This window comes from Herbaspirillum sp. UBA812 (assembly GCF_002296545.1).
GTDB classification, from domain to species: Bacteria; Pseudomonadota; Gammaproteobacteria; order Burkholderiales; family Burkholderiaceae_D; genus Herbaspirillum; species Herbaspirillum huttiense.
On record NZ_DBIC01000268.1, the window covers coordinates 23,468 to 44,328 of the forward strand.

A 20,861-nucleotide genomic window follows, 5' to 3' on the forward strand; every position below is an offset into this window, starting at 1 on the left:
TCAGTTCAGCTCCACCTGACCGCCGACGATGCGGTTGAGACCTTCCGCGTCGCTCAGGATGTATTCGCCGCGCAGCGCGATTTTTCCGTTGGGATAGAGCGTGATGCTGGACTTCCCGCAACGCAAGGTGATTTGCCGCCTGGCTTCGAGGACCAGCTCTTCGGCCATCGGAGCGGGAGGTTCACACGTGGGTGCAACCGAGGTTGCAGCGTCGGCTTCTGGTTTGGATAACAACAGTTCGAGTTCCTGTTCCATGCGATTTCATTCCTCTCTTCAATTCAGTTCATGAAGCCGCTGACGCTGCACGTCGGCGGGCAAGTCCGTGGCAAACAAGGGCGCATGGAGCAAGCGCTGGCGGTGCTCGGCAGCCAAGGGGCGCCAAGGCAGCGGACCAGTGCGCAGGACCGTCGCAAGCCAGGCGGGCGTGAGCGGCCGCCCGGCGAAATAGCGCTGGTCTGCGGCAAATCGTTCGCTGTGCTTGCGCCACCAGGCAGCGAAGGCGGGTGGGTCCGGCCAAGTCAATTCGTGGTCATCGGGGTGTGCGGAAAGTTGATCGCCCGGCTCTGGGGGACGTTGGCGACGCTCAGGCTTGGGACCTGACCAGCCGTCGCGACCGGGATCGGAGCCGGTGATGAGTGCCAGCGAGGCGGCAGCGGCGCGGCCATGGTGGCGATCCTCCATGGCCGCCATCAGACCGGGAATGGCGTCCGCCCGCCCCATCCAACCGAGCGCCAGCAGGTAGCGTCGGCGGTGCTGCGGCATAGCGGCCAGGCGGGCCAATACCGGTTCGGTGTATGCCGGCGCGTGCAAAGCGAGGGCGCGTAATGCGGCGGTTGCAGTTGAGTCCTGCTCGCTCACTGCCAGGGGTTGCAAGGTGGCGCAGGCAGGACCATGGTGATCGGGTGATCCGAGCATCAGCAAGGTCTGTGCCGCCGCCAGGCGTCCTGCAGGATGATCGTCGTCGAGGTGGCGCAGGCCCGTGTGTGCCAAGTCGGTTCGGCCGAGATTGCGGATCAGTTGGAATGCCGCGCTGACGCGCTCTGCATCAGATTGCTGCGCTCGCAGGCAAGCCAATACGCGTTCATCCAGGTCAGGCCATTGGCGGTAGCGCAGACCCACCAGTCTGAGTTGCTGCACCATGGACAGCGAATCGATGGCCGATAAGCGAAGCACAGAGTCCGGTGCCCACTGCAACGCAGCCACCTTCGCCGGCATCAGGTCAGCGATCGCCGTGGTCAGTGCACTGGCGGCGCTGAAGAGCTCGGCGTCTTGCGTGGCCAGCGCGTAACAAGTCACCGCAAACAGCTCGGCGCTGCGCACAGGTTCCTCAAGGAGTTTGTGGAAATGTTGCCGTGCTGGCTCTCCCAGGTGAACCAGCGCCTTCAACGACGCCTGCATGCGGTCGTCGTAAGCGGCAAGATCGGCGAAGTCCAATGCCGGGTTGGCCAGGCGATCAGGCCGGCGACGCCATCCGAAGGCCAACTGATCCGTATGGCGGTCAGTGAGTTTTTCAGCGGTCGTCGCCAGCAAATCAGGGAGGGCCGCAGCTTGCTCGACGTTCAGCATTGGCGGCAAGCGCCATCGTTTTTGCCAGCGCCGACTCCCGCGTCAGCGTTTGCAGTCGTGCCGACTGCACAGCAAATGGACCTGCATCCCATACCGTCTCCAAGTTGGCGAAACGGAATACGTTATCAAGATCGTTTGCGCTCGATAAGGCTCAGGACAGCAGGCGGAGCCGAAACGGCGAAAAGGTCTACGGCCCTCGAAAAACCTGCTAGAAATCGTTCTATCAAGTCTTCGCCAGAACGCTTGGCTATTGCACCTTCGGCCAGCTACGTGCGCTTCCTCTGCGCATAAAAAAACCCCGTGTTCGCAAACACGGGGTTCTTCATGCGTCATCGGAAAGCGCACCTTCAGAAGCGCTTTCGGGCCGTACAGCGGGTCAGGCTTACTTGTTCGGCTGCGGCGTAATACGCAGGTACGGACGCGGCGACTTGTAGCCCTTCGGATACTTCTGCTTGATGACTTCCTCATCCTTGACCGACAACGGGATGATGACGTCGTCGCCATCCTTCCAGTTGCCCGGGGTGGCCACGGTGTAACCGTCGGTCAGTTGCAGCGCATCGATGACGCGCAGCACCTCGTCGAAGTTGCGGCCGGTGCTCATCGGGTAGGTGATGATGAGGCGCACCTTCTTCTTCGGGTCAATCACGAAGAGCGAACGCACGGTCGCCGTTTCGGACTGGTTCGGATGGATCATGTCGTACAGGCCCGCGACCTTCTTGTCGACATCGGCCACGATGGGGAAGCCGACCACGGTCTGCTGGGTTTCCTCGATGTCCTTGATCCACTGGTTGTGGGCCTCGGCACCATCCACCGACAGCGCGATGGCCTTGACGTTGCGCTTGTCGAATTCGGGCTTGAGCTTGGCCGTCAGGCCCAGCTCGGTGGTGCAGACCGGCGTGAAGTCGGCCGGGTGCGAGAACAGCACGACCCAGGAGTCACCCGCCCAGTCGTGGAATTTGATCTTGCCGATCGAGGATTCTTGCTCGAAATCCGGTGCGGTATCGCCCAGGCGCAGCGTCATGGTGGTCTCCTTGGTGGACAGAATGAAAACAGAGGGCTGACTATAACGCGAGGCCAGCCTCAGGCCAACGACTATAAAGTGCTTTTCAAATTACCTTGCGACATGTGGAACTACAGATTTTGCAGCGTAGAGATGAACCTGTCGGCATCCTGATAACCGATCACGCGGCGCTGTGCCAGTTCCCGGCCATCGGCATCGAAAAACATGATGCCCGGCGGACCGAAGAGATTGAAGCGCTTCAACATGGCGCGGTCGTCGGCATTGTTGGCGGTCACGTCGATCTGCAGCAGCAGCATCTGGCCGAAACGTTCCTTCACACGCGCATCGGTGAAGGTGAAGCGTTCCATTTCCTTGCAGGAAACGCACCAGTCGGCATAGAAATCCAGCATGACCGGGCGGCGCTCGCCAGCTGCGTTTTCCTTCAGCGCTGCATCCAGTTCGGCGCTGGAGCGGATGCGCACGAAGTCGGTGGCCTGCGCGGCGGCTGACTGGCCGCGCAGATGCGAGAGCGGCGCCAGCGGATCTCGCCCGCCGGTGGCCACGCTGACCAGTTGCAGCAAGCCCAGCGTGACCACCACCAGGCCGAGCGCCCGGGACATCCATCCAGCCGGACGCGTCCACAGGAGGAAAGCGCCATAGCCGACCCCCAGCGCCGCCCAGCCAGCCACCTGCAACCATGAAGGGATCACCGGCGAGACCATCCACAAGGCCGTGCCCAGCATCAATACGCCAAAGAAGCGCTTGACCGCATCCATCCAGGCGCCGGCGCGCGGCAGCAGGGCACCGGCCGAGGCGCCGACCAGCAGCAGCGGCACGCTCATGCCCAGTGCCATGGAAAACAGGGCACTGCCCCCCAGCACCACATTGCCGGTCTGGCTGATGTACAGCAGAGCCCCGGCCAGGGGAGCCGCCACGCACGGGCCCACGATCAGCGCCGAAATCGCGCCCATCAGGAAGACGCCGATCCATTTGCCACTGCCTCCGCCGGAGGCTGTGGATAATTTGGATTGCAGCGAAGCGGGGACTTGCAGGGTGTAGAGGTCGAACATCGACAACGCCAGGCCGGCCATCAACACGGCAAACGCACCCAGCACCCAAGGGTTCTGGAGATAGGCCGACAAGCCCTCTCCCAGCATCCCGGCGGCCACGCCCAGTGCCGTGTAGACCAGCGCCATGCCCAGTGAATAATCGACCGACAGCAGGAAGCAGCGCGCGCGTCCGCCGCCGGCGCCCGGCTGCTGTCCGACGATGATGGAGGACAGGATGGGCAGCATCGGCAACACGCAGGGCGTAAAAGACAATCCGATGCCCAGCAGGAAGAACAGCGAGAGGATGCTCCACAGCTTGCCGCCCTTGAGCACGGCGGCAATGCCATCGATATCGCTGCCGCCCGCGCCCGGCGCATCAGCATTGACGCCCCCCGGGGTGACGCTCTTGCCAATATCCTGGGCCGACATCGCCAGCTTCAAGGTCATCGGTGGATAACACAATCCCTTGTCGGCACAGCCTTGCGATACTGCCGAAATGACAAAATCCTTCACTGCGCCGCTGACCGGAATCCGGGCAGTCACCGACTGATGGTAGGTTTCAACTTCCTTCTGGAAGTTTTCGTCATACTTGCGTTTACCCGCCGGGAATTGCGGCTCGCCCAGCGTCGCGCCTTCGGCGCTGAAGTGGAAGCGGTCTCGATACATGTAGTAGCCATCTGCAATCCGATAGCTCAGCTCCAGCGTCTGGGCGTCGACCATGCGGCCGGTGAGCTGGAAGGCCTGTTCGGGCGGCAGGTAATCCTCAGCCGCCTTGGCGGCGTTGGCCACCAGCAGGCCGAGCAGGGCCAGCAGGGCCAATACGATCAGCAGGGGATATCTTGTCAGGCGCGTGCGCCGGTTGATGCGGTTCAACGGTGTTCCTCGTTCGATGGGAGTGCTCTGAGCTTATACGCGCAGGGGACGTGCGGTCTCGTCCTGCATCCAGGCCAGATACGCGGGCAGACCCGCCGTGATGGGCAGGGCGATGATCTCGGGCACGTCGTAGGGATGGAGTTGGACAATCGCCTGCTCCAGTTCCTGATAGCGCGCCTGGGTCGTCTTGATCAACAAGGGGATCTCGGTATCGCGCTGGATCTTGCCCTGCCAGCGATAGACCGACTGCACAGGCGACAGAATGTTGACGCAGGCGGCCACACCTTGTTCCACGAGAGTATTGGACAAGCGTTCAGCCAAGGCCTGGTCGGGCACATTGGCCAGTACCAGCAAAGGCTGGTTCAACAGGGATGCGGACATGAGAAGGTCTCCTTGCAGAGTCCGTATTCAACCACATCCGGAGGCCAGGCGTGACGGCGCACATCAGCCGGATGAAAGAAAATGCAGCCGCGCAAAACAAAAAAGCCAGGCAGAGCCTGGCTTTTTCTTTGTGAAGCAGCGTCCGGTGAATTATTCAGCGGTCGGTGCGTCAGCAGCGTCGGTGACTTCCGGACGATCGACCAGCTCAACGAAGGCCATCGGTGCGTTGTCGCCTTGACGGAAGCCCATCTTCAGGATGCGCAGGTAGCCGCCGTTACGGGCAGCGTAGCGCGGGCCCAGTTCGGAGAACAGCTTGCCGACGATTTCGCGATCGCGCAGGCGGTTGAAGGCCAGGCGCTTGTTGGCCAGGGTGTCGGTCTTGCCCAGGGTCAGGATCGGCTCGACGACGCGGCGCAGTTCCTTGGCCTTCGGCAGGGTGGTCTTGATGGCTTCATGACGCAGCAGCGAAACAGTCATGTTGCGCAGCATGGCCAGGCGGTGGGACGAAGTACGATTCAGTTTGCGGAGACCGTGACGGTGACGCATGGTAATTTCCTTTCAGGTTACAGTTTTGATCCAGTTCTTCTATCGGCAGGCCAGTTGGGCTGTCCTGACCGCGGACCGGTAAATATCGGATAAAAGTTCTTTGCTACGGATACGACGAATACTTCAGGTACTGCTTCCTGTCAGCCTGGCGGCGCGGCTCGCACCGCAGCCCGCCAGGTGACGTGAATTACTTTTCCAGACCAGCCGGCGGCCAGTTTTCCAGCTTCATGCCCAGGGTCAGGCCACGCGAAGCCAGGACTTCCTTGATTTCGTTCAACGACTTGCGACCCAGGTTCGGGGTCTTCAGCAGTTCGTTTTCGCTGCGCTGGATCAGGTCGCCGATGTAGTAGATGTTCTCGGCCTTCAGGCAGTTTGCCGAACGGACGGTCAGTTCCAGGTCGTCGACCGGACGCAACAGGATAGGATCGACCTGCGGTGCGCGCGACGGTGCTTCTGCAGTCGCTTCGGTGCCTTCCAGGGCAGCGAACACGTTGAGTTGATCAACCAGCACGCGGGCCGATTGGCGGATCGCTTCTTCCGGGGTGATGACGCCGTTGGTCTCGATGTTCATGACCAGCTTGTCCAGGTCGGTACGCTGTTCCACACGAGCGGATTCGACGGCGTAAGACACGCGGCGAACCGGCGAGAACGACGCATCCAGGATGATGCGGCCGATGGTCTTGTTGGTGTCTTCGGACAGGCGACGCACGTTACCCGGCACGTAGCCACGGCCCTTTTCGACCTTGATCTGCATGTCCAGCTTGCCGCCACCGGTCAAGTTGGCGATGACGTGATCCGGATTGATCAGTTCGACGTCGTGCGGCAGATCGATATCGGAAGCCAGGACGGCGCCTTCGCCTTCCTTCTTCAGGGTCAGGGTGACTTCGTCACGGTTGTGCAGCTTGAAGACCACGCCCTTCAGGTTCAGCAGAATGTCGACGACGTCTTCCTGCACACCGTCCAGCGAGGAGTACTCGTGCACGACGCCAGCGATGGTGACTTCGGTGGGAGCGTATCCGCTCATGGTCGACAGCAGGACGCGACGCAGTGCGTTGCCCAGGGTGTGACCGTAACCACGCTCGAACGGCTCCATCACGACCTTTGCGTGACCGGGGGCCAGGGTTTCCACTTCGATGATGCGGGGCTTCAACAAACTGTTTTGCATGAATTGTCCTTTTCAATACCCTCGGCTCGTTACACCGATAAGGCTGATGGCAGTTCGGAAAAATGCCCACCATGAGGTGGGCACAGGGGTACGGCGGTACTACGAATTAACGCGAGTACAGTTCGACGATCAGCGATTCGTTGACGTCGGCAGCGATTTCGCTACGGTCCGGCGACGACTTGAAGGTGCCTTCCAGCTTCTTCGAATCCACGGAAACCCACTGCGGGAAACCGTTGGACTCGGCCAGCGACAGGGCTTCGGCGATACGCACTTGCTTCTTGGCCTTTTCACGGATGGCGATAACGTCGCCAGCCTTGACGGAGTAGGAAGCGATGTTCACGACTTGACCGTTCACGGTCAGGGCCTTGTGGGACACCAGCTGACGCGCTTCAGCGCGGGTCGAGCCGAAGCCCATGCGGTAGACGACGTTGTCCAGGCGCGATTCCAGCAGCTTCAGCAGGGTTTCGCCGGTGTTGCCCTTGCGGCGGTCGGCTTCAGCGAAGTAGCGGCGGAACTGGCGCTCGAGGACGCCGTACATGCGCTTGACCTTCTGCTTTTCGCGCAGCTGGTTGCCGTAGTCGGAGGTGCGGGCACCCGAAGTGCGGCCGTGCTGACCCGGCTTGGAATCCAGCTTGCACTTGGAATCCAGCGAGCGGCGTGCGCTCTTCAGGAACAGGTCGGTGCCTTCGCGGCGGGAGAGTTTTGCTTTCGGTCCGATATAACGTGCCACGGTATTTCCTTTATCAATGACGTCCCATGTTGCCGGACGCTAGTCTGACCTGCATGCGACCAGACAGTGGTCTTAAGAACAAAACCCGCCAAGGTGATTGGCGGGTGATTTGCCTGCGCTTTTGCCTGACGAACAGGCGAAAGCGCAAGATTATACTACAACTTAGATGCGACGGCGCTTCGGCGGACGGCAGCCGTTGTGCGGGACCGGAGTCACGTCCTGGATCTGGGTGATCTTGATGCCCAGGTTGTTCAGAGCGCGCACTGCGGATTCACGGCCCGGGCCGGGGCCCTTGATACGCACTTCCAGGTTCTTGATGCCGCATTCGATGGCAACCTTGCCGGCGCTTTCAGCGGCGACCTGGGCTGCGAACGGAGTCGACTTGCGCGAACCCTTGAAGCCAGCACCACCCGAAGTTGCCCACGACAGAGCGTTGCCCTGACGGTCGGTGATCGTGATGATGGTGTTGTTGAACGAAGCGTGAACGTGCGCGATGCCTTCAGCAACGTTCTTCTTGACTTTCTTACGAACACGCGATGCTGCTGCGTTGTTGGGGGACTTTGCCATAATTTCTTCCTTGAATCCGACCAGTGCTTGCGCCTGCCGGGATTATTTCTTCAGCGATTGAGCGGCCTTGCGCGGACCCTTGCGAGTACGGGCGTTGGTGCGGGTACGTTGACCGCGAACCGGCAGACCACGACGGTGACGCAGGCCGCGGTAGCAACCCAGGTCCATCAAACGCTTGATGTTCATGGACAACTCACGGCGCAGATCGCCTTCCACGACGAACTTGGCGATTTCGTCACGCAGCTTTTCCAGCTCGTTATCGTCCAGGTCCTTGACCTTCTTGTTGGTCGGAACGCCGGTAGCAGCGCAAATGTCTTGTGCGCGCGGACGGCCAATACCATAGATGGCGGTCAGGCCGATTACGGTGTGCTGATGGTTGGGGATGTTGACCCCTGCAATACGTGCCATTCGTTATTCCTCGATCAATAACGTTAAGTTAACCCTGGCGCTGCTTATGGCGAGGTTCGGTGCAGATCACACGAACGATACCATTGCGCTTGATGATTTTGCAGTTGCGGCAGATCCGCTTGACTGATGCGAGCACTTTCATTGTGGCCCTCTTTCTTTCAATGTTTCACTGTTACTTGGTTCGGAACACGATACGTGCCCGGCTCAAATCGTAAGGCGTCAGTTCCACCGTTACCTTATCGCCGGGCAGGATACGGATGTAATTCATGCGCATCTTGCCGGAAATATGGCCGAGTACAACGTGACCGTTTTCCAACTTAACCCTGAATGTCGCGTTGGGCAGATTTTCAAGAATCTCGCCCTGCATCTGAATAACGTCGTCTTTTGCCATTCCGTGTCTTCTTCCCTGGAGCATGAGCCCGCTTATCGCGGTGTCATGCCACCCTTGAAATTAGCTTTGCGGAGCAACGATTCATACTGCTGAGACATCACATAGTTCTGCACTTGGGCCATGAAATCCATCGTCACGACCACAATGATCAGCAGCGATGTGCCACCGAAGTAGAACGGCACCTTCCAGCGTGCGATCAGGAACTCTGGCAGCAGGCACACCAAGGTGATGTACACGGCGCCGGCCAGGGTCAGGCGCATCAGGATCTTGTCGATATAACGCGCTGTCTGGTCACCCGGACGGATACCCGGAACAAAAGCACCACTCTTCTTCAGGTTGTCTGCCGTTTCCTTGCTGTTGAACACCAGTGCGGTGTAGAAGAAGCAGAAGAAGACGATAGCTACCGCGTACAGCAAGGCATGGATCGGTTCGCCTGGTGCCATCGATGCCGCCAGATCCTTCAGGAAACGAATGAAGGGATTCGACGTATCACCGGAGGTGAACCAGCTGGTGATCGTGGCCGGGAACAGAATGATCGACGATGCAAAGATCGGCGGAATCACGCCAGCCATGTTCAGCTTCAGCGGCAAGTGGCTGCTCTGGCCACCGTAGATCTTGTTGCCGACCTGACGCTTCGCATAGTTCACCAGGATCTTGCGCTGGCCACGTTCGATGAAGACCACCAGGAACGTCACCAGAGCCACGATCACGCAGATCAGGATTGCCGACAGGGCGTTCATCGAACCGGTACGGACCAGCTCGAACAAGCCACCCAGAGCATTCGGCAGACCTGCCGCAATACCGGCGAAGATGATGATCGAGATGCCATTGCCCAGACCACGTTCAGTGATCTGTTCACCCAGCCACATCAGGAACATCGTACCGGTAATCAAGGTCACCACCGTGGTCAGACGGAAGGCCAGACCCGGATCCAGCACCAGGCCGGCTTGCGATTCCAGCGCCACCGCGATGCCCAGCGCCTGGAAGGTCGCCAGCACCAGGGTGCCGTAACGGGTGTACTGCGTGATCTTGCGACGACCGGCTTCACCCTCTTTCTTCAATGCTTCCAGCTGCGGCGAAACCACCGACAGCAGCTGCATGATGATCGATGCCGAGATATACGGCATGATCCCCAGTGCGAAGATCGTAAAGCGCGACAGGGCACCACCGGAGAACATGTTGAACATGCCCAGAATGCCGCCCTGATTCTGCTTGAACAGCTGCGCCAACTGCGTCGGATCAATACCCGGAACCGGGATATGTGCACCGATGCGATAAACGATCAACGCCCCCAGCAGGAACCACAAACGACCCCAGGGGAATCCTTTTGCGGCACCTTTTGCTAATTGAGGAGTAGTTGCCAATTAATGCTCCGGGACCGGATCACTCAGCGATGGAACCACCGGCAGCTTCGATAGCGGCCTTGGCACCAGCGGTTGCGATCAGACCCTTGACGGTTACCTTCTTGGTCAGTTCGCCAGCCTTGATGATACGCACGACACGAGCCAGTTCCGACACGAGGCCGGCTTGCTTCAGTGCCAGCACGTCGATCTCGGCGACGGGCAGCTTTTCCAGATCGGACAGGCGCACTTCAGCCTTGTAAGGCGTAGCCAGCGACTTGAAACCGCGCTTGGGCAGACGACGTTGCAGGGGCATCTGGCCGCCTTCAAAGCCGACCTTGTGGAAACCGCCCGAACGCGACTTCTGACCCTTGTGGCCGCGACCAGCGGTCTTGCCCAGGCCAGAGCCGATACCACGACCGACGCGACGCTTAGCGTGCTTGGCGCCGTCTGCGGGTTGGATAGTGTTTAATTGCATGATTCGCTCCGTTCGCAAGCCGAGGCTTACGACACAACTTTCACAAGATAGGACACTTTGTTGATCATGCCGCGCACCGACGGAGTGTCTTCCAGTTCGGACACCGAGTTGACGCGACGCAGACCCAGACCGCGCACGGTAGCGCGGTGGTCCTGACGAGTACCGATCAGACCCTTGACCAGTTTGACTTTGATTGTGTTAGCCATCTCGATCACCTTAGCCCAGGATTTCTTCGACCGACTTGCCGCGCTTGGCAGCAATTTCAGCCGGAGTGTTCATCTTCGACAGACCGTCCAGGGTGGCACGGACCATGTTGTAGGGGTTGGTCGAACCAGTCGACTTGGCCACCACGTTGGTCACGCCCATCACCTCGAAGATCGCGCGCATCGGACCACCGGCGATGACGCCAGTACCGTCCTTGGCCGGCGAGATCATCACCGACGAAGCGCCGTGCTTGCCGATGACGGTGTGTTGCACGGTACCGTTCTTCAGGGTCACCTTGATCAGCTTGCGACGAGCTTCTTCCATCGCCTTCTGCACGGCAACGGGCACTTCCTTCGACTTGCCCTTGCCCATGCCGATACGGCCATCGCCGTCACCGACCACTGCCAGCGCTGCGAAACCCATGATGCGGCCGCCCTTCACCACCTTGGTGACGCGGTTGACCGCGATCATTTTTTCGCGCATGCCGTCATCTGGCTTGTCGCTTTGCGTTTTCGATTGCATTTTTGCCATGATCGATAATCCTTAGAACTTCAGGCCGGCTTCACGCGCAGCCTCAGCCAGCGCCTTGACGCGACCGTGATAACGGAAACCGGAGCGGTCGAATGCGACTTCAGTCACACCGGCCTTCAGAGCCTTCTCCGCCACGCGCTTGCCGATCAGGGCAGCAGCGGCAGCATTGCCGCCCTTGCCGGTCTGACCTGCCAGCTGGGCGCGGACTTCTGCTTCCAGGGTGGAAGCGGAAGCCAGCACGTTGGCGTCGGGGCCGATGACGCTGGCGTAGATGTGCGTGTTGGTACGGTGCACAGCCAGACGATTCACCTTCAGTTCTGCGATCTTGGCGCGAGTCTGAGTCGCACGGCGCAGGCGAGATTGTTTCTTGTCCATCGTCAACCCCTATTACTTCTTCTTGGTTTCTTTGAGCGTCACCACTTCGTCAGCGTAGCGCACACCCTTGCCCTTGTAGGGTTCGGGTTCGCGGTACGCGCGAATTTCAGCGGCGACCTGGCCAACCACCTGGCGATCGATACCCTTGATCAGGATTTCGGTCTGGGTCGGGGTCTCAACCTTGATGCCGGCGGGCATCTGGTGAACGATGGGGTGCGAGAAGCCCAGCGACAGGTTCAGCTTGTCGCCTTGTGCTTGTGCACGGAAACCCACGCCAACCAGGTTCAGCTTCTTTTCGAAGCCCTTGGTGACGCCGTTGACCATGTTGTTGACCAGAGCACGCAGGGTGCCCGACATCGCGTTTGCTTCGCGGCTGTCATCAGCCACTTCGAAGCTCAGCGAGCCATTGTTGTTGACCACCTTGACCTTCTTGGTCAGCGGTTGGGTCAAGGAGCCCAGCGGGCCCTTGACGGTGATTTGCTCTGCAGTGATGGTCGCTTCCGCGCCATTCGGCAGTGCAACAGGCATTTTACCTACACGAGACATCTTGCACTCCTTAGGCCACGTAGCAAATCACTTCGCCACCGACACCGGTTGCGCGTGCTTTGCGATCAGTCATCACGCCGCGCGGCGTGGACACGATTGCCACACCCAGGCCGTTCATGACGTTGGGGATATCGTCCTTGCCCTTGTAGATGCGCAGACCCGGACGGGACACGCGCTCAAGGCGCTCGATGACCGGACGGCCAGCGTAATACTTCAAACCGATTTTCAATTCAGCCTTGCCATCAGCGGCAACCACGGCGAAATCTTCGATATAGCCCTCGTCCTTGAGGACGTTGGCAATGGCGACCTTCACTTTGGAAGACGGCATGACGACGGTAGTCTTGTTCACGCCTTGCGCATTGCGGATACGGGTCAGCATATCGGCGATAGGATCGCTCATACTCATTGCTTCTTCTCCTATTACCAGCTAGCTTTGGTCAAACCCGGGATTTCGCCGCGCATGGCGATTTCACGGACCTTGATACGGCCCAATCCGAACTTGCGGAAAGTACCACGGGGACGGCCAGTCAGCGCGCAACGGTTGCGCTGGCGGGTCGGAGCGGAGTTACGCGGCAGAGCCTGCAGCTTCAGGCGGGCTTCGTAACGCTCTTCTTCCGACTTCGATTGGTCGTCGATAATAGCCTTCAACTCGGCGCGCTTGGCAGCATACTTCTTCACCATTTCTGCGCGCTTCTGTTCACGGTTAATCAGTGCCAGTTTTGCCATGGCATCCTCAGTTTCTGAACGGGAATTTAAATGCGGCGAGAAGCGCCTTCGCTTCGTCGTCGGTCTTTGCAGTCGTGGTGATGCTGATGTTCATGCCACGCAGTGCATCGATCTTGTCGTACTCAATTTCGGGGAAGATGATCTGCTCTTTCACACCGATGTTGTAGTTGCCACGACCATCGAACGCACGACCGGACACGCCACGGAAGTCACGCACGCGCGGCAGGGCCACGGTGATCAGACGATCCAGGAATTCGTACATGCGGGCGCCACGCAGGGTCACCATGCAACCGATCGGGTAGCCTTCGCGGATCTTGAAACCTGCGATAGCCTTGCGAGCCTTGGTCACCACCGGCTTCTGGCCAGCGATCTTGGTCAGATCGCCAACGGCGTGCTCGATGATCTTCTTGTCCGCAACTGCTTCGGACAGACCCATGTTCAGGGTGATCTTCAGGATGCGCGGAACTTCCATCACCGACTTGTACGAATACTTCGTAGTCAGATCGGCGACGACCTTATCTTTATAAAACTGTTGAAGACGTGCCATGATGTTTAAACCTTAACGACTTCGCCGTTGGACTTGTAAGCGCGGACCTTCTTGCCGTCCACTTCCTTGTAAGCCACACGATCTGCCTTGCCGGTCGCAGCGTTGAACAACGCGACGTTCGACACATGAATTGGCATCAGCTTATCGACGATGCCGCCAGTTGCACCCGTCATCGGGTTCGGACGGGTCGCCTTCTTTGCGACGTTCACGCCTTCCACGATGACATAATCGGCGTCCACACGAGCAGTCACGACACCGCGCTTGCCCTTGTCTTTGCCGGTCAACACGATGACTTCATCGTTTTTACGAATCTTTGCCATGACTACTCCTTACAGAACTTCAGGCGCCAGGGAGACGATCTTCATGAAGCGCTCTGTACGCAGCTCACGAGTCACCGGCCCAAAGATACGGGTGCCGATGGGCTCCAGCTTGGCGTTCAGCAGGACGGCAGCATTACCATCGAACTTGACCAGCGAACCATCCTGACGACGCACGCCCTTGGCGGTACGAACGACGACAGCGTTATAAATTTCACCCTTCTTGACGCGACCACGCGGTGCGGCGCTCTTGACAGTAACCTTGATCACATCGCCAATGCCCGCATAGCGGCGCTTGGAACCACCCAAGACCTTGATGCACAGAACTTCGCGCGCACCAGTGTTGTCGGCCACTTCGAGCCGGCTTTCAGTTTGAATCATGATATTTTCTTTCCCAACTTAATCCGCTTCGCAGGATGCGCTGGCGGTCAGTCTTGGTCCTGTTAGCAAGCGAACTCGCTAGTTAGGGGACGAATAGAGCTACTCTTGAGTCTTCCTCTGCACACATTAGTTTGCAAAGAAAGAGCTCGATATTATGGCACCATAATATCGAGCACGCAAGTACTACCTTTACTGCTTAAACGATTTGTGCTTCCTGTACCACACGGGTCACAGTCCACGCCTTCGTCTTGGAGATCGGACGGCTTTCGGTGATTTCCACCACATCGCCGGCCTTCGCCGTGTTTTGCTCATCATGCGCGTGGTACTTCTTGGTGCGCTTGATGATCTTGCCGTACAGCGGGTGCTTCATTTGACGCTCGATTTCGACAGTGACGGTCTTATCCATCTTGTCCGACACAACTTTGCCAATCAGCGTGCGCTTGAGCGCTTGTTTCACTTGATCGTTCATTGTTGGCCATCCTTCGAGTTGATCACAGTTTTCACACGTGCGATGTCGCGACGTACCTTCTTCAGCTGTGCGGTATTGTTCAGTTGCTGGGTCGCAATTTGCATGCGCAGGCTGAACTGAGCTTTCAACAGCTCGCCCAGTTCCTTTTCCAGTCCTGCCTTGTCCTTACCGCGGAGTTCAGATGCTTTCATGTTCCGCTCCTAATTATTGACCGACTTGGCGAACAACGAAAGTCGTCGACAGCGGCAATTTGGCAGCAGCCAAACGGAACGCCTCGCGCGCCAGGGCTTCGTCCACACCGTCCATCTCGTACAGTACCTTACCCGGCTGGATTTCAGCCACGTAGTACTCCGGATTACCCTTGCCGTTACCCATACGCACTTCTGCGGGCTTCTGGGAAATTGGCTTGTCCGGGAAAACGCGGATCCAGATACGACCACCGCGCTTGATGTGACGGGTCATCGCACGACGAGCTGCTTCGATCTGACGGGCAGTGATACGGCCGCGGCCGGTTGCCTTCAGACCAAAATCGCCGAACGAGACGGCGGTTCCGCGGGTGTGCGAAATGCCGGTGTTACGACCTTTTTGTTCTTTACGATATTTTCTACGTGCTGGTTGCAGCATGATTATTCTCCTGCTTTCTCAGCCGATACACCGGCATCGGCAGCTTGAGGACGACCACCGCCACGCTTTGCACCGGCGCCAGGAGCACCAGTCTTGGAGCGGGGACGTGCACCCGGCTTGCCGTCGTCACGACGGGGACCACGACGCTTCTTGTCGTCTTCCAGTTCGCCGACCAGCACCGGCGATTCGCCGTTTGCCAGGCGATCGCCCTTGTAGACCCACACCTTCACACCGATGATGCCGTAGGTGGTTTCAGCTTCGCCGAAGCCATAGTCGATATCGGCGCGCAGGGTGTGCAGAGGCACACGGCCTTCGCGGTACCATTCGGTACGTGCGATTTCGATGCCGTTCAGACGACCCGACGACATGATCTTGATGCCTTGAGCGCCCAGACGCATTGCGTTCTGCATCGCACGCTTCATGGCGCGACGGAACATGATGCGCTTTTCCAGCTGCTGGCAGATCGAGTCAGCGATCAGCTGAGCATCGGCTTCCGGCTTGCGGATTTCTTCGATGTTGACGTGCACGGGCACGCCCATCAGCTTGGCCAGTGCCGACTTCAGCACTTCGATGTCTTCACCCTTCTTGCCAATCACAACGCCCGGACGGGAGCTGTAAATGGTGATGCGGGCGTTCTTGGCCGGACGCTCGATGACCACGCGGCCAACCGAAGCGTTCTTCAGCTTCTTCTTCAGGTAAGCGCGGACCTTCAGGTCCTCGTTGAGCATGTCGGCAAAGTTGTTGTTGCCTGCATACCAACGCGAGCCCCAGTTACGCGTAACCGCCAGACGGAAACCGGTTGGATGAATCTTCTGTCCCATCGTGACTCCTTAGTTTCCGACGGTCACGTAAATGTGACACGACTGCTTGGAAATACGATCACCACGGCCCTTAGCACGCGCCGTGAAGCGCTTGAGGACCGCACCCTTTTCCACATAAATGGTCTTGACTTTCAGCTCGTCAATGTCGGCACCATCGTTGTGTTCGGCGTTCGCGATAGCGGACTCCAGAACCTTCTTGATGATGACCGCGCCCTTCTTGGGGCTGAAGGCCAAGATATTCAGTGCCTGATCAACTTTTTTACCGCGGATCAGGTCTGCAACCAGGCGGCCTTTCTGGGCCGACAGGTGCACACCGCGCAGAGTAGCTTTAGTTTCCATCATAGGACCTTATTTCTTAGCCTTCTTATCGGCAGCGTGACCCTTGAAAGTACGGGTCAGCGCGAATTCGCCGAGCTTGTGACCAACCATGTTTTCCGACACATAGACCGGCACGTGTGCCTTGCCATTGTGCACGGCAATCGTCAGGCCGATGAAGTCCGGCATGATGGTCGAACGACGCGACCAGGTCTTGATCGGCTTCTTGTCCTTGGTAGCCTGGGCAGCCTCAACCTTTTTCACCAGGTGGGCGTCGCAGAAAGGACCTTTTTTCAATGAACGTGTCATGTTTTATCCTTTATTTCTTGCCGCGACGCGAGACAATCATCGAAGTCGTACGCTTGTTGCTACGAGTCTTCTTGCCCTTGGTCTGCTGGCCCCACGGGGAAACCGGGTGACGGCCAGCGGCGGTCTTGCCTTCACCACCACCGTGCGGGTGATCCACCGGGTTCATGACAACGCCACGAACGGTCGGACGCACACCGCGCCAACGGGTTGCACCGGCCTTACCGATCTTGCGCAGGTTGTGCTCGCCGTTACCGACTTCACCGATGGTGGCGCGGCATTCGATGTGAACGCGACGCACTTCACCGGAACGCAGACGAACCTGAGCGTAGGTGCCTTCGCGTGCCATCAGCACGACAGCAGCACCAGCGGTACGGGCGATTTGCGCGCCCTTGCCCGGCAGCATTTCCACGCAGTGGATGGTGGTACCGACGGGGATGTTGCGGATCGGCAGAGTGTTGCCCGACTTGATCGGAGCTTCAGAACCGCTGATCAGCTGATCGCCAACCGACACGCCCTTGGGAGCGATGATGTACTTGCGCTCACCGTCCGCGTAGCACAGCAGTGCGATGTGCGCGGTACGGTTCGGGTCGTATTCGATACGCTCAACCTTGGCGGGAATACCATCCTTGTTGCGACGGAAGTCGACAACACGGTAGTGCTGCTTGTGACCACCGCCGATGTGGCGGGTGGTGATGTGGCCGTTGTTGTTACGGCCGGCGGTCTTGGACTTCTTTTCGACCAGCGATGCCAGCGGACGGCCCTTGTACAGGTCGGGATTGACGACCTTGACCATGCCGCGCCGACCGGGCGAGGTCGGCTTCACTTTTACGAGTGCCATTATTTAGCCTCCTCGGTGAAGTTGATTTCTTGACCCGGCTTCAGGCTGACGAAAGCACGGCGGGTGTGGTTGCGGCGGCCCATACCGTTGCGCGAGCGCTTCTGCTTGCCCTGACGGTTGGCGACTTGCACCGATTCCACTTCCACCTTGAACAGCAGTTCGACGGCGGCCTTGACTTCCAGCTTGGTAGCATCCTTGGCGACCAGGAAGACGACTTGCTCGTTCTTCTCGGCGACAAAGGTTGCCTTTTCGGAGATCACCGGTGCCAGCAGCACCTTCATCAGGCGCTCTTCGCTATGTTTCACGATTGCGTTCATGCCAGCAACTCCTCAATCTTTGCCAGAGCCGGCTTGGTGATCAAGACATTCTTGAAGTACACCAGCGACACGGGATCAGCTTGACGCGGCTCGACCACCAGCACGCCCGGCAGGTTGCGCGAGGCCAGCAGCAGCTTTTCGTCCAGGCTGTCGGTAATAACCAGCACCGATTCCATGCCCATACCCTTCAACTTCTGGGCCAGCAGCTTGGTCTTCGGGGCTTCGACGGCGAACTCTTCGACGACCGACAGGCGGCCTTCACGAGCCAACTGGGACAGGATCGAGCAGACACCTGCGCGATACATCTTCTTGTTGACCTTGTGGGTGAAGTTTTCGTCAGGCGAGTTCGGGAAGATACGGCCACCACCGCGCCACAGAGGCGACGAGGACATACCGGCACGTGCACGGCCAGTACCCTTTTGACGCCAAGGCTTCTTGGTGGTGTGGCTGACTTCTTCACGATCCTTTTGCTTGCGGTTGCCGCTACGAGCGTTGGCTTGGTAGGCAACCACGACCTGGTGGATCAGGGCTTCGTTGTAGTCACGACCGAAAATGGTATCCGGTGCGGCGACGTTCGAAGCAGCTTGACCTTGGTCATTCAGGAGCTTCAGTTCCATTATTAAGCCCCCTTCTTCGCTTTGACTTTGACTGCCGGCGAAACGATCACTTGACCGTTCTTGGCGCCAGGAACGGCACCCTTCACCAGCAGCAACTGACGCTCTGCGTCCACACGGGCGATTTCCAGGTTCTGGACGGTGGTCTTGACATCACCCAGATGACCGGTCATGCGCTTGCCGGGGAACACGCGACCCGGATCCTGCGCCATACCGATGGAGCCAGGAACGTTGTGCGAGCGGGAGTTACCGTGGGTCGCGCGACCCGACGAGAAGTTGTAACGCTTGATGGTACCGGCGTAGCCCTTACCGATCGACACGCCTTGCACGTCGACTTTCTGGCCAGCTTCAAACATGCCGATGCCAACGACGTCGCCAGCCTTCAGTTCGGCAGCCTTGGAAGCGTCAACACGGAATTCTTTGAGGACAGTACCTGCCTCGACGCCAGCTTTGGCGAAGTGGCCGGCGGCGGCTTTCACCACGCGCGAAGCGCGGCGTTGACCGAAGGTCACCTGAACAGCGGAATAACCATCCACTTCAGGCGTTTTGATTTGAGTCACGCGGTTGTTGGACACGTCCAGCACGGTCACAGGGATCGAATCCCCATCTTCCGTGAAGATGCGCATCATACCAACCTTGCGACCAACAAGGCCCAGGCTCATTGTTTTCTCCATTCCCGCCTGCGATTGGGCGGGGCTGATGTTCGTACTACCATAAATTATGGGCTTTGCAAACGCAAAACCCACATCGAAGCCGAGCATTATAGCCCGTAAAACAAAAGCGCACAACCGAGGTTGTGCGCTTTTCCAACACTATGCCAGCTGATTACTGCAGCTTGATTTCAACATCAACGCCAGCGGGCAGGTCCAGCTTCATCAATGCGTCAACCGTCTTGTCGGTCGGATCGACGATATCCATCAGGCGCTGATGGGTACGGATTTCGAACTGATCGCGGGAGGTCTTGTTGACGTGCGGCGAACGCAGGACGTCGAAGCGCTGGATGCGGGTCGGCAGGGGAACCGGGCCCTTGACGACAGCGCCGGTGCGCTTGGCGGTGTCAACGATTTCCAGTGCGGACTGGTCGATCAGACGATAGTCGAAAGCTTTCAGACGGATACGGATTTTTTGGCTAGGAACCGACATGATTTTCCTTTAAAGAACGAACCGGGGATGGGGATCATCCCCGGCGATGTTAAAAATGCGACTAGTGTTACTGGGGTACTGCTACTGCTGATCCGACGATTAGTCGAAGATCTTGGCAACCACGCCGGCGCCGACGGTACGGCCGCCTTCACGGATAGCGAAGCGCAGACCTTCTTCCATGGCGATCGGGTTGATCAGTTGCACGGTGATCGACACGTTGTCGCCCGGCATGACCATTTCCTTGTCCTTCGGCAGTTCGATCGCACCGGTCACGTCGGTGGTACGGAAGTAGAACTGCGGACGGTAGTTGTTGAAGAACGGGGTGTGACGGCCGCCTTCATCCTTCGACAGAACATAGATCTCGCCGGTGAAGTGCTTGTGCGGCTTGATCGAACCCGGCTTGGCCAGAACCTGGCCACGCTGGACGTCTTCACGCTTGGTGCCGCGCAGCAGCACGCCAACGTTGTCGCCAGCTTGACCTTGGTCCAGCAGCTTGCGGAACATTTCCACGCCGGTGCAGGTGGTCTTCTGGGTGTCAGCGATACCGACGATTTCGATTTCTTCGCCGACCTTGATGATGCCGCGCTCAACGCGACCGGTCACCACGGTGCCACGGCCGGAGATCGAGAACACGTCTTCCACCGGCATCAGGAAGGTACCGTCAACGGCACGTTCCGGGGTCGGGATGTAGGTGTCCAGGGCTTCAGCCAGGGCCATGATCGCTTGCTCGCCCAGGGGACCAGTGTCGCCTTCCAGCGCCAGCTTGGCCGAACCCTTCACGATGGGCAGGTCGTCGCCAGGGAACTCGTACTTCGACAGCAGTTCGCGGACTTCCATTTCCACCAGTTCCAGCAGTTCAGCGTCGTCCACCATGTCAGCCTTGTTCAGGAAGACGATGATGTAAGGAACGCCAACCTGACGCGACAGCAGGATGTGTTCGCGGGTCTGGGGCATCGGGCCGTCAGCGGCCGAGCACACCAGGATCGCGCCGTCCATCTGGGCTGCGCCGGTGATCATGTTCTTCACATAGTCGGCGTGGCCTGGGCAGTCAACGTGCGCGTAGTGGCGGTTTGCGGTTTCGTATTCGACGTGCGCGGTGTTGATGGTGATGCCGCGTGCCTTTTCTTCAGGCGCTGCGTCGATCTGGTCGTAGGCCTTCGCTTCGCCGCCGAACTTCTTCGACAGAACGGTTGCGATTGCAGCGGTCAGGGTGGTCTTGCCGTGGTCAACGTGACCGATGGTGCCGACGTTCACGTGCGGCTTGGTCCGTTCAAACTTGCCTTTTGCCAT

At 58.8% G+C, this 20,861-nt stretch carries 35 protein-coding genes; all 35 read right to left on the bottom strand.

Annotation, left to right across the window (positions count from 1 at the left end; all coding sequences use genetic code 11):
* Positions 1 to 255, bottom strand: a complete 255-nt coding sequence (locus B3873_RS18385; protein ID WP_286867856.1) for a hypothetical protein — start codon at positions 253 to 255, stop codon at positions 1 to 3.
* 18 nt (positions 256 to 273) lie between these two features.
* On the bottom strand, positions 274 to 1,566 hold the full coding sequence (locus B3873_RS18390) for a hypothetical protein (RefSeq protein ID WP_286867857.1): 1,293 nt from the start codon (positions 1,564 to 1,566) through the stop codon (positions 274 to 276).
* A 382-nt stretch (positions 1,567 to 1,948) separates the two neighbouring features.
* A complete protein-coding gene (locus B3873_RS18395) occupies positions 1,949 to 2,587 on the bottom strand; it encodes a peroxiredoxin (protein WP_006464905.1) in 639 nt (212 codons plus the stop codon).
* Positions 2,588 to 2,697: 110 nt separating this feature from the next.
* Complete coding sequence (gene dsbD, locus B3873_RS18400; protein WP_286867860.1) at positions 2,698 to 4,488, bottom strand: protein-disulfide reductase DsbD; 1,791 nt, start codon at positions 4,486 to 4,488, stop codon at positions 2,698 to 2,700.
* A gap of 33 nt (positions 4,489 to 4,521) precedes the next feature.
* Positions 4,522 to 4,869, bottom strand: coding sequence for a divalent-cation tolerance protein CutA (cutA, locus tag B3873_RS18405; RefSeq protein ID WP_286867862.1), 348 nt, complete (start codon positions 4,867 to 4,869; stop codon positions 4,522 to 4,524).
* 150 nt (positions 4,870 to 5,019) lie between these two features.
* Positions 5,020 to 5,415: a 50S ribosomal protein L17 gene (rplQ, locus tag B3873_RS18410; RefSeq protein WP_008334167.1), complete on the bottom strand. Its 396-nt coding sequence runs from the start codon at positions 5,413 to 5,415 to the stop codon at positions 5,020 to 5,022.
* Between the two features lie 187 nt (positions 5,416 to 5,602).
* Complete coding sequence (locus B3873_RS18415; RefSeq protein ID WP_006464909.1) at positions 5,603 to 6,580, bottom strand: DNA-directed RNA polymerase subunit alpha; 978 nt, start codon at positions 6,578 to 6,580, stop codon at positions 5,603 to 5,605.
* A 106-nt stretch (positions 6,581 to 6,686) separates the two neighbouring features.
* The gene (gene rpsD, locus B3873_RS18420; protein ID WP_008334157.1) at positions 6,687 to 7,310 is read right to left on the bottom strand and encodes a 30S ribosomal protein S4; all 624 of its coding nucleotides are present in this window, start codon (positions 7,308 to 7,310) and stop codon (positions 6,687 to 6,689) included.
* A gap of 162 nt (positions 7,311 to 7,472) precedes the next feature.
* Positions 7,473 to 7,877: a 30S ribosomal protein S11 gene (rpsK, locus tag B3873_RS18425; protein ID WP_006464911.1), complete on the bottom strand. Its 405-nt coding sequence runs from the start codon at positions 7,875 to 7,877 to the stop codon at positions 7,473 to 7,475.
* A gap of 42 nt (positions 7,878 to 7,919) precedes the next feature.
* A complete protein-coding gene (gene rpsM, locus B3873_RS18430; RefSeq protein WP_006464912.1) occupies positions 7,920 to 8,285 on the bottom strand; it encodes a 30S ribosomal protein S13 in 366 nt (121 codons plus the stop codon).
* A gap of 28 nt (positions 8,286 to 8,313) precedes the next feature.
* Positions 8,314 to 8,427 (bottom strand): 50S ribosomal protein L36, encoded by a 114-nt coding sequence (rpmJ, locus tag B3873_RS18435; RefSeq protein WP_013232189.1) that lies wholly within the window; start codon positions 8,425 to 8,427, stop codon positions 8,314 to 8,316.
* A 30-nt stretch (positions 8,428 to 8,457) separates the two neighbouring features.
* Complete coding sequence (infA, locus tag B3873_RS18440) at positions 8,458 to 8,676, bottom strand: translation initiation factor IF-1 (RefSeq protein ID WP_005663428.1); 219 nt, start codon at positions 8,674 to 8,676, stop codon at positions 8,458 to 8,460.
* A 32-nt stretch (positions 8,677 to 8,708) separates the two neighbouring features.
* Positions 8,709 to 10,040, bottom strand: coding sequence for a preprotein translocase subunit SecY (gene secY, locus B3873_RS18445; RefSeq protein ID WP_013232188.1), 1,332 nt, complete (start codon positions 10,038 to 10,040; stop codon positions 8,709 to 8,711).
* Between the two features lie 19 nt (positions 10,041 to 10,059).
* Positions 10,060 to 10,494 (bottom strand): 50S ribosomal protein L15, encoded by a 435-nt coding sequence (gene rplO / locus B3873_RS18450; protein WP_008334147.1) that lies wholly within the window; start codon positions 10,492 to 10,494, stop codon positions 10,060 to 10,062.
* A gap of 26 nt (positions 10,495 to 10,520) precedes the next feature.
* Positions 10,521 to 10,700, bottom strand: coding sequence for a 50S ribosomal protein L30 (gene rpmD, locus B3873_RS18455; RefSeq protein ID WP_006464916.1), 180 nt, complete (start codon positions 10,698 to 10,700; stop codon positions 10,521 to 10,523).
* Between the two features lie 10 nt (positions 10,701 to 10,710).
* A complete protein-coding gene (gene rpsE, locus B3873_RS18460) occupies positions 10,711 to 11,229 on the bottom strand; it encodes a 30S ribosomal protein S5 (protein WP_006464917.1) in 519 nt (172 codons plus the stop codon).
* Positions 11,230 to 11,241: 12 nt separating this feature from the next.
* Positions 11,242 to 11,604, bottom strand: a complete 363-nt coding sequence (gene rplR / locus B3873_RS18465) for a 50S ribosomal protein L18 (RefSeq protein ID WP_008334143.1) — start codon at positions 11,602 to 11,604, stop codon at positions 11,242 to 11,244.
* 12 nt (positions 11,605 to 11,616) lie between these two features.
* Positions 11,617 to 12,150 carry a 50S ribosomal protein L6 gene (rplF, locus tag B3873_RS18470; RefSeq protein ID WP_008334141.1) on the bottom strand — a complete coding sequence of 178 codons (534 nt, stop codon included), beginning with the start codon at positions 12,148 to 12,150 and terminating at the stop codon, positions 11,617 to 11,619.
* A 10-nt stretch (positions 12,151 to 12,160) separates the two neighbouring features.
* Entirely contained in the window at positions 12,161 to 12,556 is a 396-nt protein-coding gene (gene rpsH / locus B3873_RS18475; protein WP_006464920.1) for a 30S ribosomal protein S8, read from the bottom strand.
* Positions 12,557 to 12,570: 14 nt separating this feature from the next.
* Positions 12,571 to 12,876, bottom strand: a complete 306-nt coding sequence (rpsN, locus tag B3873_RS18480) for a 30S ribosomal protein S14 (RefSeq protein ID WP_008334139.1) — start codon at positions 12,874 to 12,876, stop codon at positions 12,571 to 12,573.
* A 7-nt stretch (positions 12,877 to 12,883) separates the two neighbouring features.
* Complete coding sequence (gene rplE / locus B3873_RS18485; protein WP_006464922.1) at positions 12,884 to 13,423, bottom strand: 50S ribosomal protein L5; 540 nt, start codon at positions 13,421 to 13,423, stop codon at positions 12,884 to 12,886.
* 5 nt (positions 13,424 to 13,428) lie between these two features.
* Positions 13,429 to 13,743, bottom strand: a complete 315-nt coding sequence (rplX, locus tag B3873_RS18490; RefSeq protein WP_034339785.1) for a 50S ribosomal protein L24 — start codon at positions 13,741 to 13,743, stop codon at positions 13,429 to 13,431.
* 9 nt (positions 13,744 to 13,752) lie between these two features.
* Entirely contained in the window at positions 13,753 to 14,121 is a 369-nt protein-coding gene (gene rplN / locus B3873_RS18495) for a 50S ribosomal protein L14 (RefSeq protein WP_006464924.1), read from the bottom strand.
* A 196-nt stretch (positions 14,122 to 14,317) separates the two neighbouring features.
* Positions 14,318 to 14,590, bottom strand: a complete 273-nt coding sequence (gene rpsQ, locus B3873_RS18500; RefSeq protein ID WP_034333526.1) for a 30S ribosomal protein S17 — start codon at positions 14,588 to 14,590, stop codon at positions 14,318 to 14,320.
* Entirely contained in the window at positions 14,587 to 14,781 is a 195-nt protein-coding gene (gene rpmC / locus B3873_RS18505) for a 50S ribosomal protein L29 (RefSeq protein WP_006464926.1), read from the bottom strand. The genes rpsQ and rpmC overlap by 4 nt, the downstream gene beginning before the upstream one ends.
* Positions 14,782 to 14,794: 13 nt before the next feature.
* Positions 14,795 to 15,214, bottom strand: coding sequence for a 50S ribosomal protein L16 (gene rplP / locus B3873_RS18510; RefSeq protein ID WP_008334136.1), 420 nt, complete (start codon positions 15,212 to 15,214; stop codon positions 14,795 to 14,797).
* Between the two features lie 2 nt (positions 15,215 to 15,216).
* Positions 15,217 to 16,035, bottom strand: coding sequence for a 30S ribosomal protein S3 (gene rpsC, locus B3873_RS18515; RefSeq protein WP_008334135.1), 819 nt, complete (start codon positions 16,033 to 16,035; stop codon positions 15,217 to 15,219).
* Positions 16,036 to 16,044: 9 nt separating this feature from the next.
* Positions 16,045 to 16,377, bottom strand: coding sequence for a 50S ribosomal protein L22 (rplV, locus tag B3873_RS18520; protein ID WP_008334132.1), 333 nt, complete (start codon positions 16,375 to 16,377; stop codon positions 16,045 to 16,047).
* Positions 16,378 to 16,383: 6 nt separating this feature from the next.
* Complete coding sequence (rpsS, locus tag B3873_RS18525) at positions 16,384 to 16,659, bottom strand: 30S ribosomal protein S19 (RefSeq protein ID WP_006464930.1); 276 nt, start codon at positions 16,657 to 16,659, stop codon at positions 16,384 to 16,386.
* A 10-nt stretch (positions 16,660 to 16,669) separates the two neighbouring features.
* A complete protein-coding gene (gene rplB / locus B3873_RS18530; protein WP_006464931.1) occupies positions 16,670 to 17,497 on the bottom strand; it encodes a 50S ribosomal protein L2 in 828 nt (275 codons plus the stop codon).
* Positions 17,497 to 17,814 carry a 50S ribosomal protein L23 gene (rplW, locus tag B3873_RS18535; protein ID WP_006464932.1) on the bottom strand — a complete coding sequence of 106 codons (318 nt, stop codon included), beginning with the start codon at positions 17,812 to 17,814 and terminating at the stop codon, positions 17,497 to 17,499. Before rplW ends, rplB begins: the two co-directional genes overlap by 1 nt.
* Positions 17,811 to 18,431, bottom strand: a complete 621-nt coding sequence (gene rplD, locus B3873_RS18540; protein WP_006464933.1) for a 50S ribosomal protein L4 — start codon at positions 18,429 to 18,431, stop codon at positions 17,811 to 17,813. The genes rplW and rplD overlap by 4 nt, the downstream gene beginning before the upstream one ends.
* 2 nt (positions 18,432 to 18,433) lie before the next feature.
* The gene (rplC, locus tag B3873_RS18545; protein ID WP_013232185.1) at positions 18,434 to 19,102 is read right to left on the bottom strand and encodes a 50S ribosomal protein L3; all 669 of its coding nucleotides are present in this window, start codon (positions 19,100 to 19,102) and stop codon (positions 18,434 to 18,436) included.
* 151 nt (positions 19,103 to 19,253) lie between these two features.
* Positions 19,254 to 19,571 carry a 30S ribosomal protein S10 gene (gene rpsJ / locus B3873_RS18550; RefSeq protein WP_006464935.1) on the bottom strand — a complete coding sequence of 106 codons (318 nt, stop codon included), beginning with the start codon at positions 19,569 to 19,571 and terminating at the stop codon, positions 19,254 to 19,256.
* 99 nt (positions 19,572 to 19,670) lie between these two features.
* Positions 19,671 to 20,861 carry an elongation factor Tu gene (tuf, locus tag B3873_RS18555; protein WP_008334097.1) on the bottom strand — a complete coding sequence of 397 codons (1,191 nt, stop codon included), beginning with the start codon at positions 20,859 to 20,861 and terminating at the stop codon, positions 19,671 to 19,673.

Excerpts from the sequence above, each read along its gene's own strand:
- B3873_RS18385 (WP_286867856.1), bottom strand. The coding sequence starts at position 255 with ATGGAACAGGAACTCGAACTGTTGTTATCCAAACCAGAAGCCGACGCT.
- B3873_RS18390 (WP_286867857.1), bottom strand. The coding sequence starts at position 1,566 with ATGCTGAACGTCGAGCAAGCTGCGGCCCTCCCTGATTTGCTGGCGACG.
- B3873_RS18395 (WP_006464905.1), bottom strand. The coding sequence starts at position 2,587 with ATGACGCTGCGCCTGGGCGATACCGCACCGGATTTCGAGCAAGAATCC.
- cutA (WP_286867862.1), bottom strand. The coding sequence starts at position 4,869 with ATGTCCGCATCCCTGTTGAACCAGCCTTTGCTGGTACTGGCCAATGTG.
- rplQ (WP_008334167.1), bottom strand. The coding sequence starts at position 5,415 with ATGCGTCACCGTCACGGTCTCCGCAAACTGAATCGTACTTCGTCCCAC.
- B3873_RS18415 (WP_006464909.1), bottom strand. The coding sequence starts at position 6,580 with ATGCAAAACAGTTTGTTGAAGCCCCGCATCATCGAAGTGGAAACCCTG.
- rpsK (WP_006464911.1), bottom strand. The coding sequence starts at position 7,877 with ATGGCAAAGTCCCCCAACAACGCAGCAGCATCGCGTGTTCGTAAGAAA.
- rpsM (WP_006464912.1), bottom strand. The coding sequence starts at position 8,285 with ATGGCACGTATTGCAGGGGTCAACATCCCCAACCATCAGCACACCGTA.
- rpmJ (WP_013232189.1), bottom strand. The coding sequence starts at position 8,427 with ATGAAAGTGCTCGCATCAGTCAAGCGGATCTGCCGCAACTGCAAAATC.
- infA (WP_005663428.1), bottom strand. The coding sequence starts at position 8,676 with ATGGCAAAAGACGACGTTATTCAGATGCAGGGCGAGATTCTTGAAAAT.
- rplO (WP_008334147.1), bottom strand. The coding sequence starts at position 10,494 with ATGCAATTAAACACTATCCAACCCGCAGACGGCGCCAAGCACGCTAAG.
- rpmD (WP_006464916.1), bottom strand. The coding sequence starts at position 10,700 with ATGGCTAACACAATCAAAGTCAAACTGGTCAAGGGTCTGATCGGTACT.
- rpsE (WP_006464917.1), bottom strand. The coding sequence starts at position 11,229 with ATGGCAAAAATGCAATCGAAAACGCAAAGCGACAAGCCAGATGACGGC.
- rplR (WP_008334143.1), bottom strand. The coding sequence starts at position 11,604 with ATGGACAAGAAACAATCTCGCCTGCGCCGTGCGACTCAGACTCGCGCC.
- rplF (WP_008334141.1), bottom strand. The coding sequence starts at position 12,150 with ATGTCTCGTGTAGGTAAAATGCCTGTTGCACTGCCGAATGGCGCGGAA.
- rpsH (WP_006464920.1), bottom strand. The coding sequence starts at position 12,556 with ATGAGTATGAGCGATCCTATCGCCGATATGCTGACCCGTATCCGCAAT.
- rpsN (WP_008334139.1), bottom strand. The coding sequence starts at position 12,876 with ATGGCAAAACTGGCACTGATTAACCGTGAACAGAAGCGCGCAGAAATG.
- rplE (WP_006464922.1), bottom strand. The coding sequence starts at position 13,423 with ATGGCACGTCTTCAACAGTTTTATAAAGATAAGGTCGTCGCCGATCTG.
- rplX (WP_034339785.1), bottom strand. The coding sequence starts at position 13,743 with ATGGCAAAGATTCGTAAAAACGATGAAGTCATCGTGTTGACCGGCAAA.
- rplN (WP_006464924.1), bottom strand. The coding sequence starts at position 14,121 with ATGATTCAAACTGAAAGCCGGCTCGAAGTGGCCGACAACACTGGTGCG.
- rpsQ (WP_034333526.1), bottom strand. The coding sequence starts at position 14,590 with ATGAACGATCAAGTGAAACAAGCGCTCAAGCGCACGCTGATTGGCAAA.
- rpmC (WP_006464926.1), bottom strand. The coding sequence starts at position 14,781 with ATGAAAGCATCTGAACTCCGCGGTAAGGACAAGGCAGGACTGGAAAAG.
- rplP (WP_008334136.1), bottom strand. The coding sequence starts at position 15,214 with ATGCTGCAACCAGCACGTAGAAAATATCGTAAAGAACAAAAAGGTCGT.
- rpsC (WP_008334135.1), bottom strand. The coding sequence starts at position 16,035 with ATGGGACAGAAGATTCATCCAACCGGTTTCCGTCTGGCGGTTACGCGT.
- rplV (WP_008334132.1), bottom strand. The coding sequence starts at position 16,377 with ATGATGGAAACTAAAGCTACTCTGCGCGGTGTGCACCTGTCGGCCCAG.
- rpsS (WP_006464930.1), bottom strand. The coding sequence starts at position 16,659 with ATGACACGTTCATTGAAAAAAGGTCCTTTCTGCGACGCCCACCTGGTG.
- rplB (WP_006464931.1), bottom strand. The coding sequence starts at position 17,497 with ATGGCACTCGTAAAAGTGAAGCCGACCTCGCCCGGTCGGCGCGGCATG.
- rplW (WP_006464932.1), bottom strand. The coding sequence starts at position 17,814 with ATGAACGCAATCGTGAAACATAGCGAAGAGCGCCTGATGAAGGTGCTG.
- rplD (WP_006464933.1), bottom strand. The coding sequence starts at position 18,431 with ATGGAACTGAAGCTCCTGAATGACCAAGGTCAAGCTGCTTCGAACGTC.
- rplC (WP_013232185.1), bottom strand. The coding sequence starts at position 19,102 with ATGGAGAAAACAATGAGCCTGGGCCTTGTTGGTCGCAAGGTTGGTATG.
- rpsJ (WP_006464935.1), bottom strand. The coding sequence starts at position 19,571 with ATGTCGGTTCCTAGCCAAAAAATCCGTATCCGTCTGAAAGCTTTCGAC.
- tuf (WP_008334097.1), bottom strand. The coding sequence starts at position 20,861 with ATGGCAAAAGGCAAGTTTGAACGGACCAAGCCGCACGTGAACGTCGGC.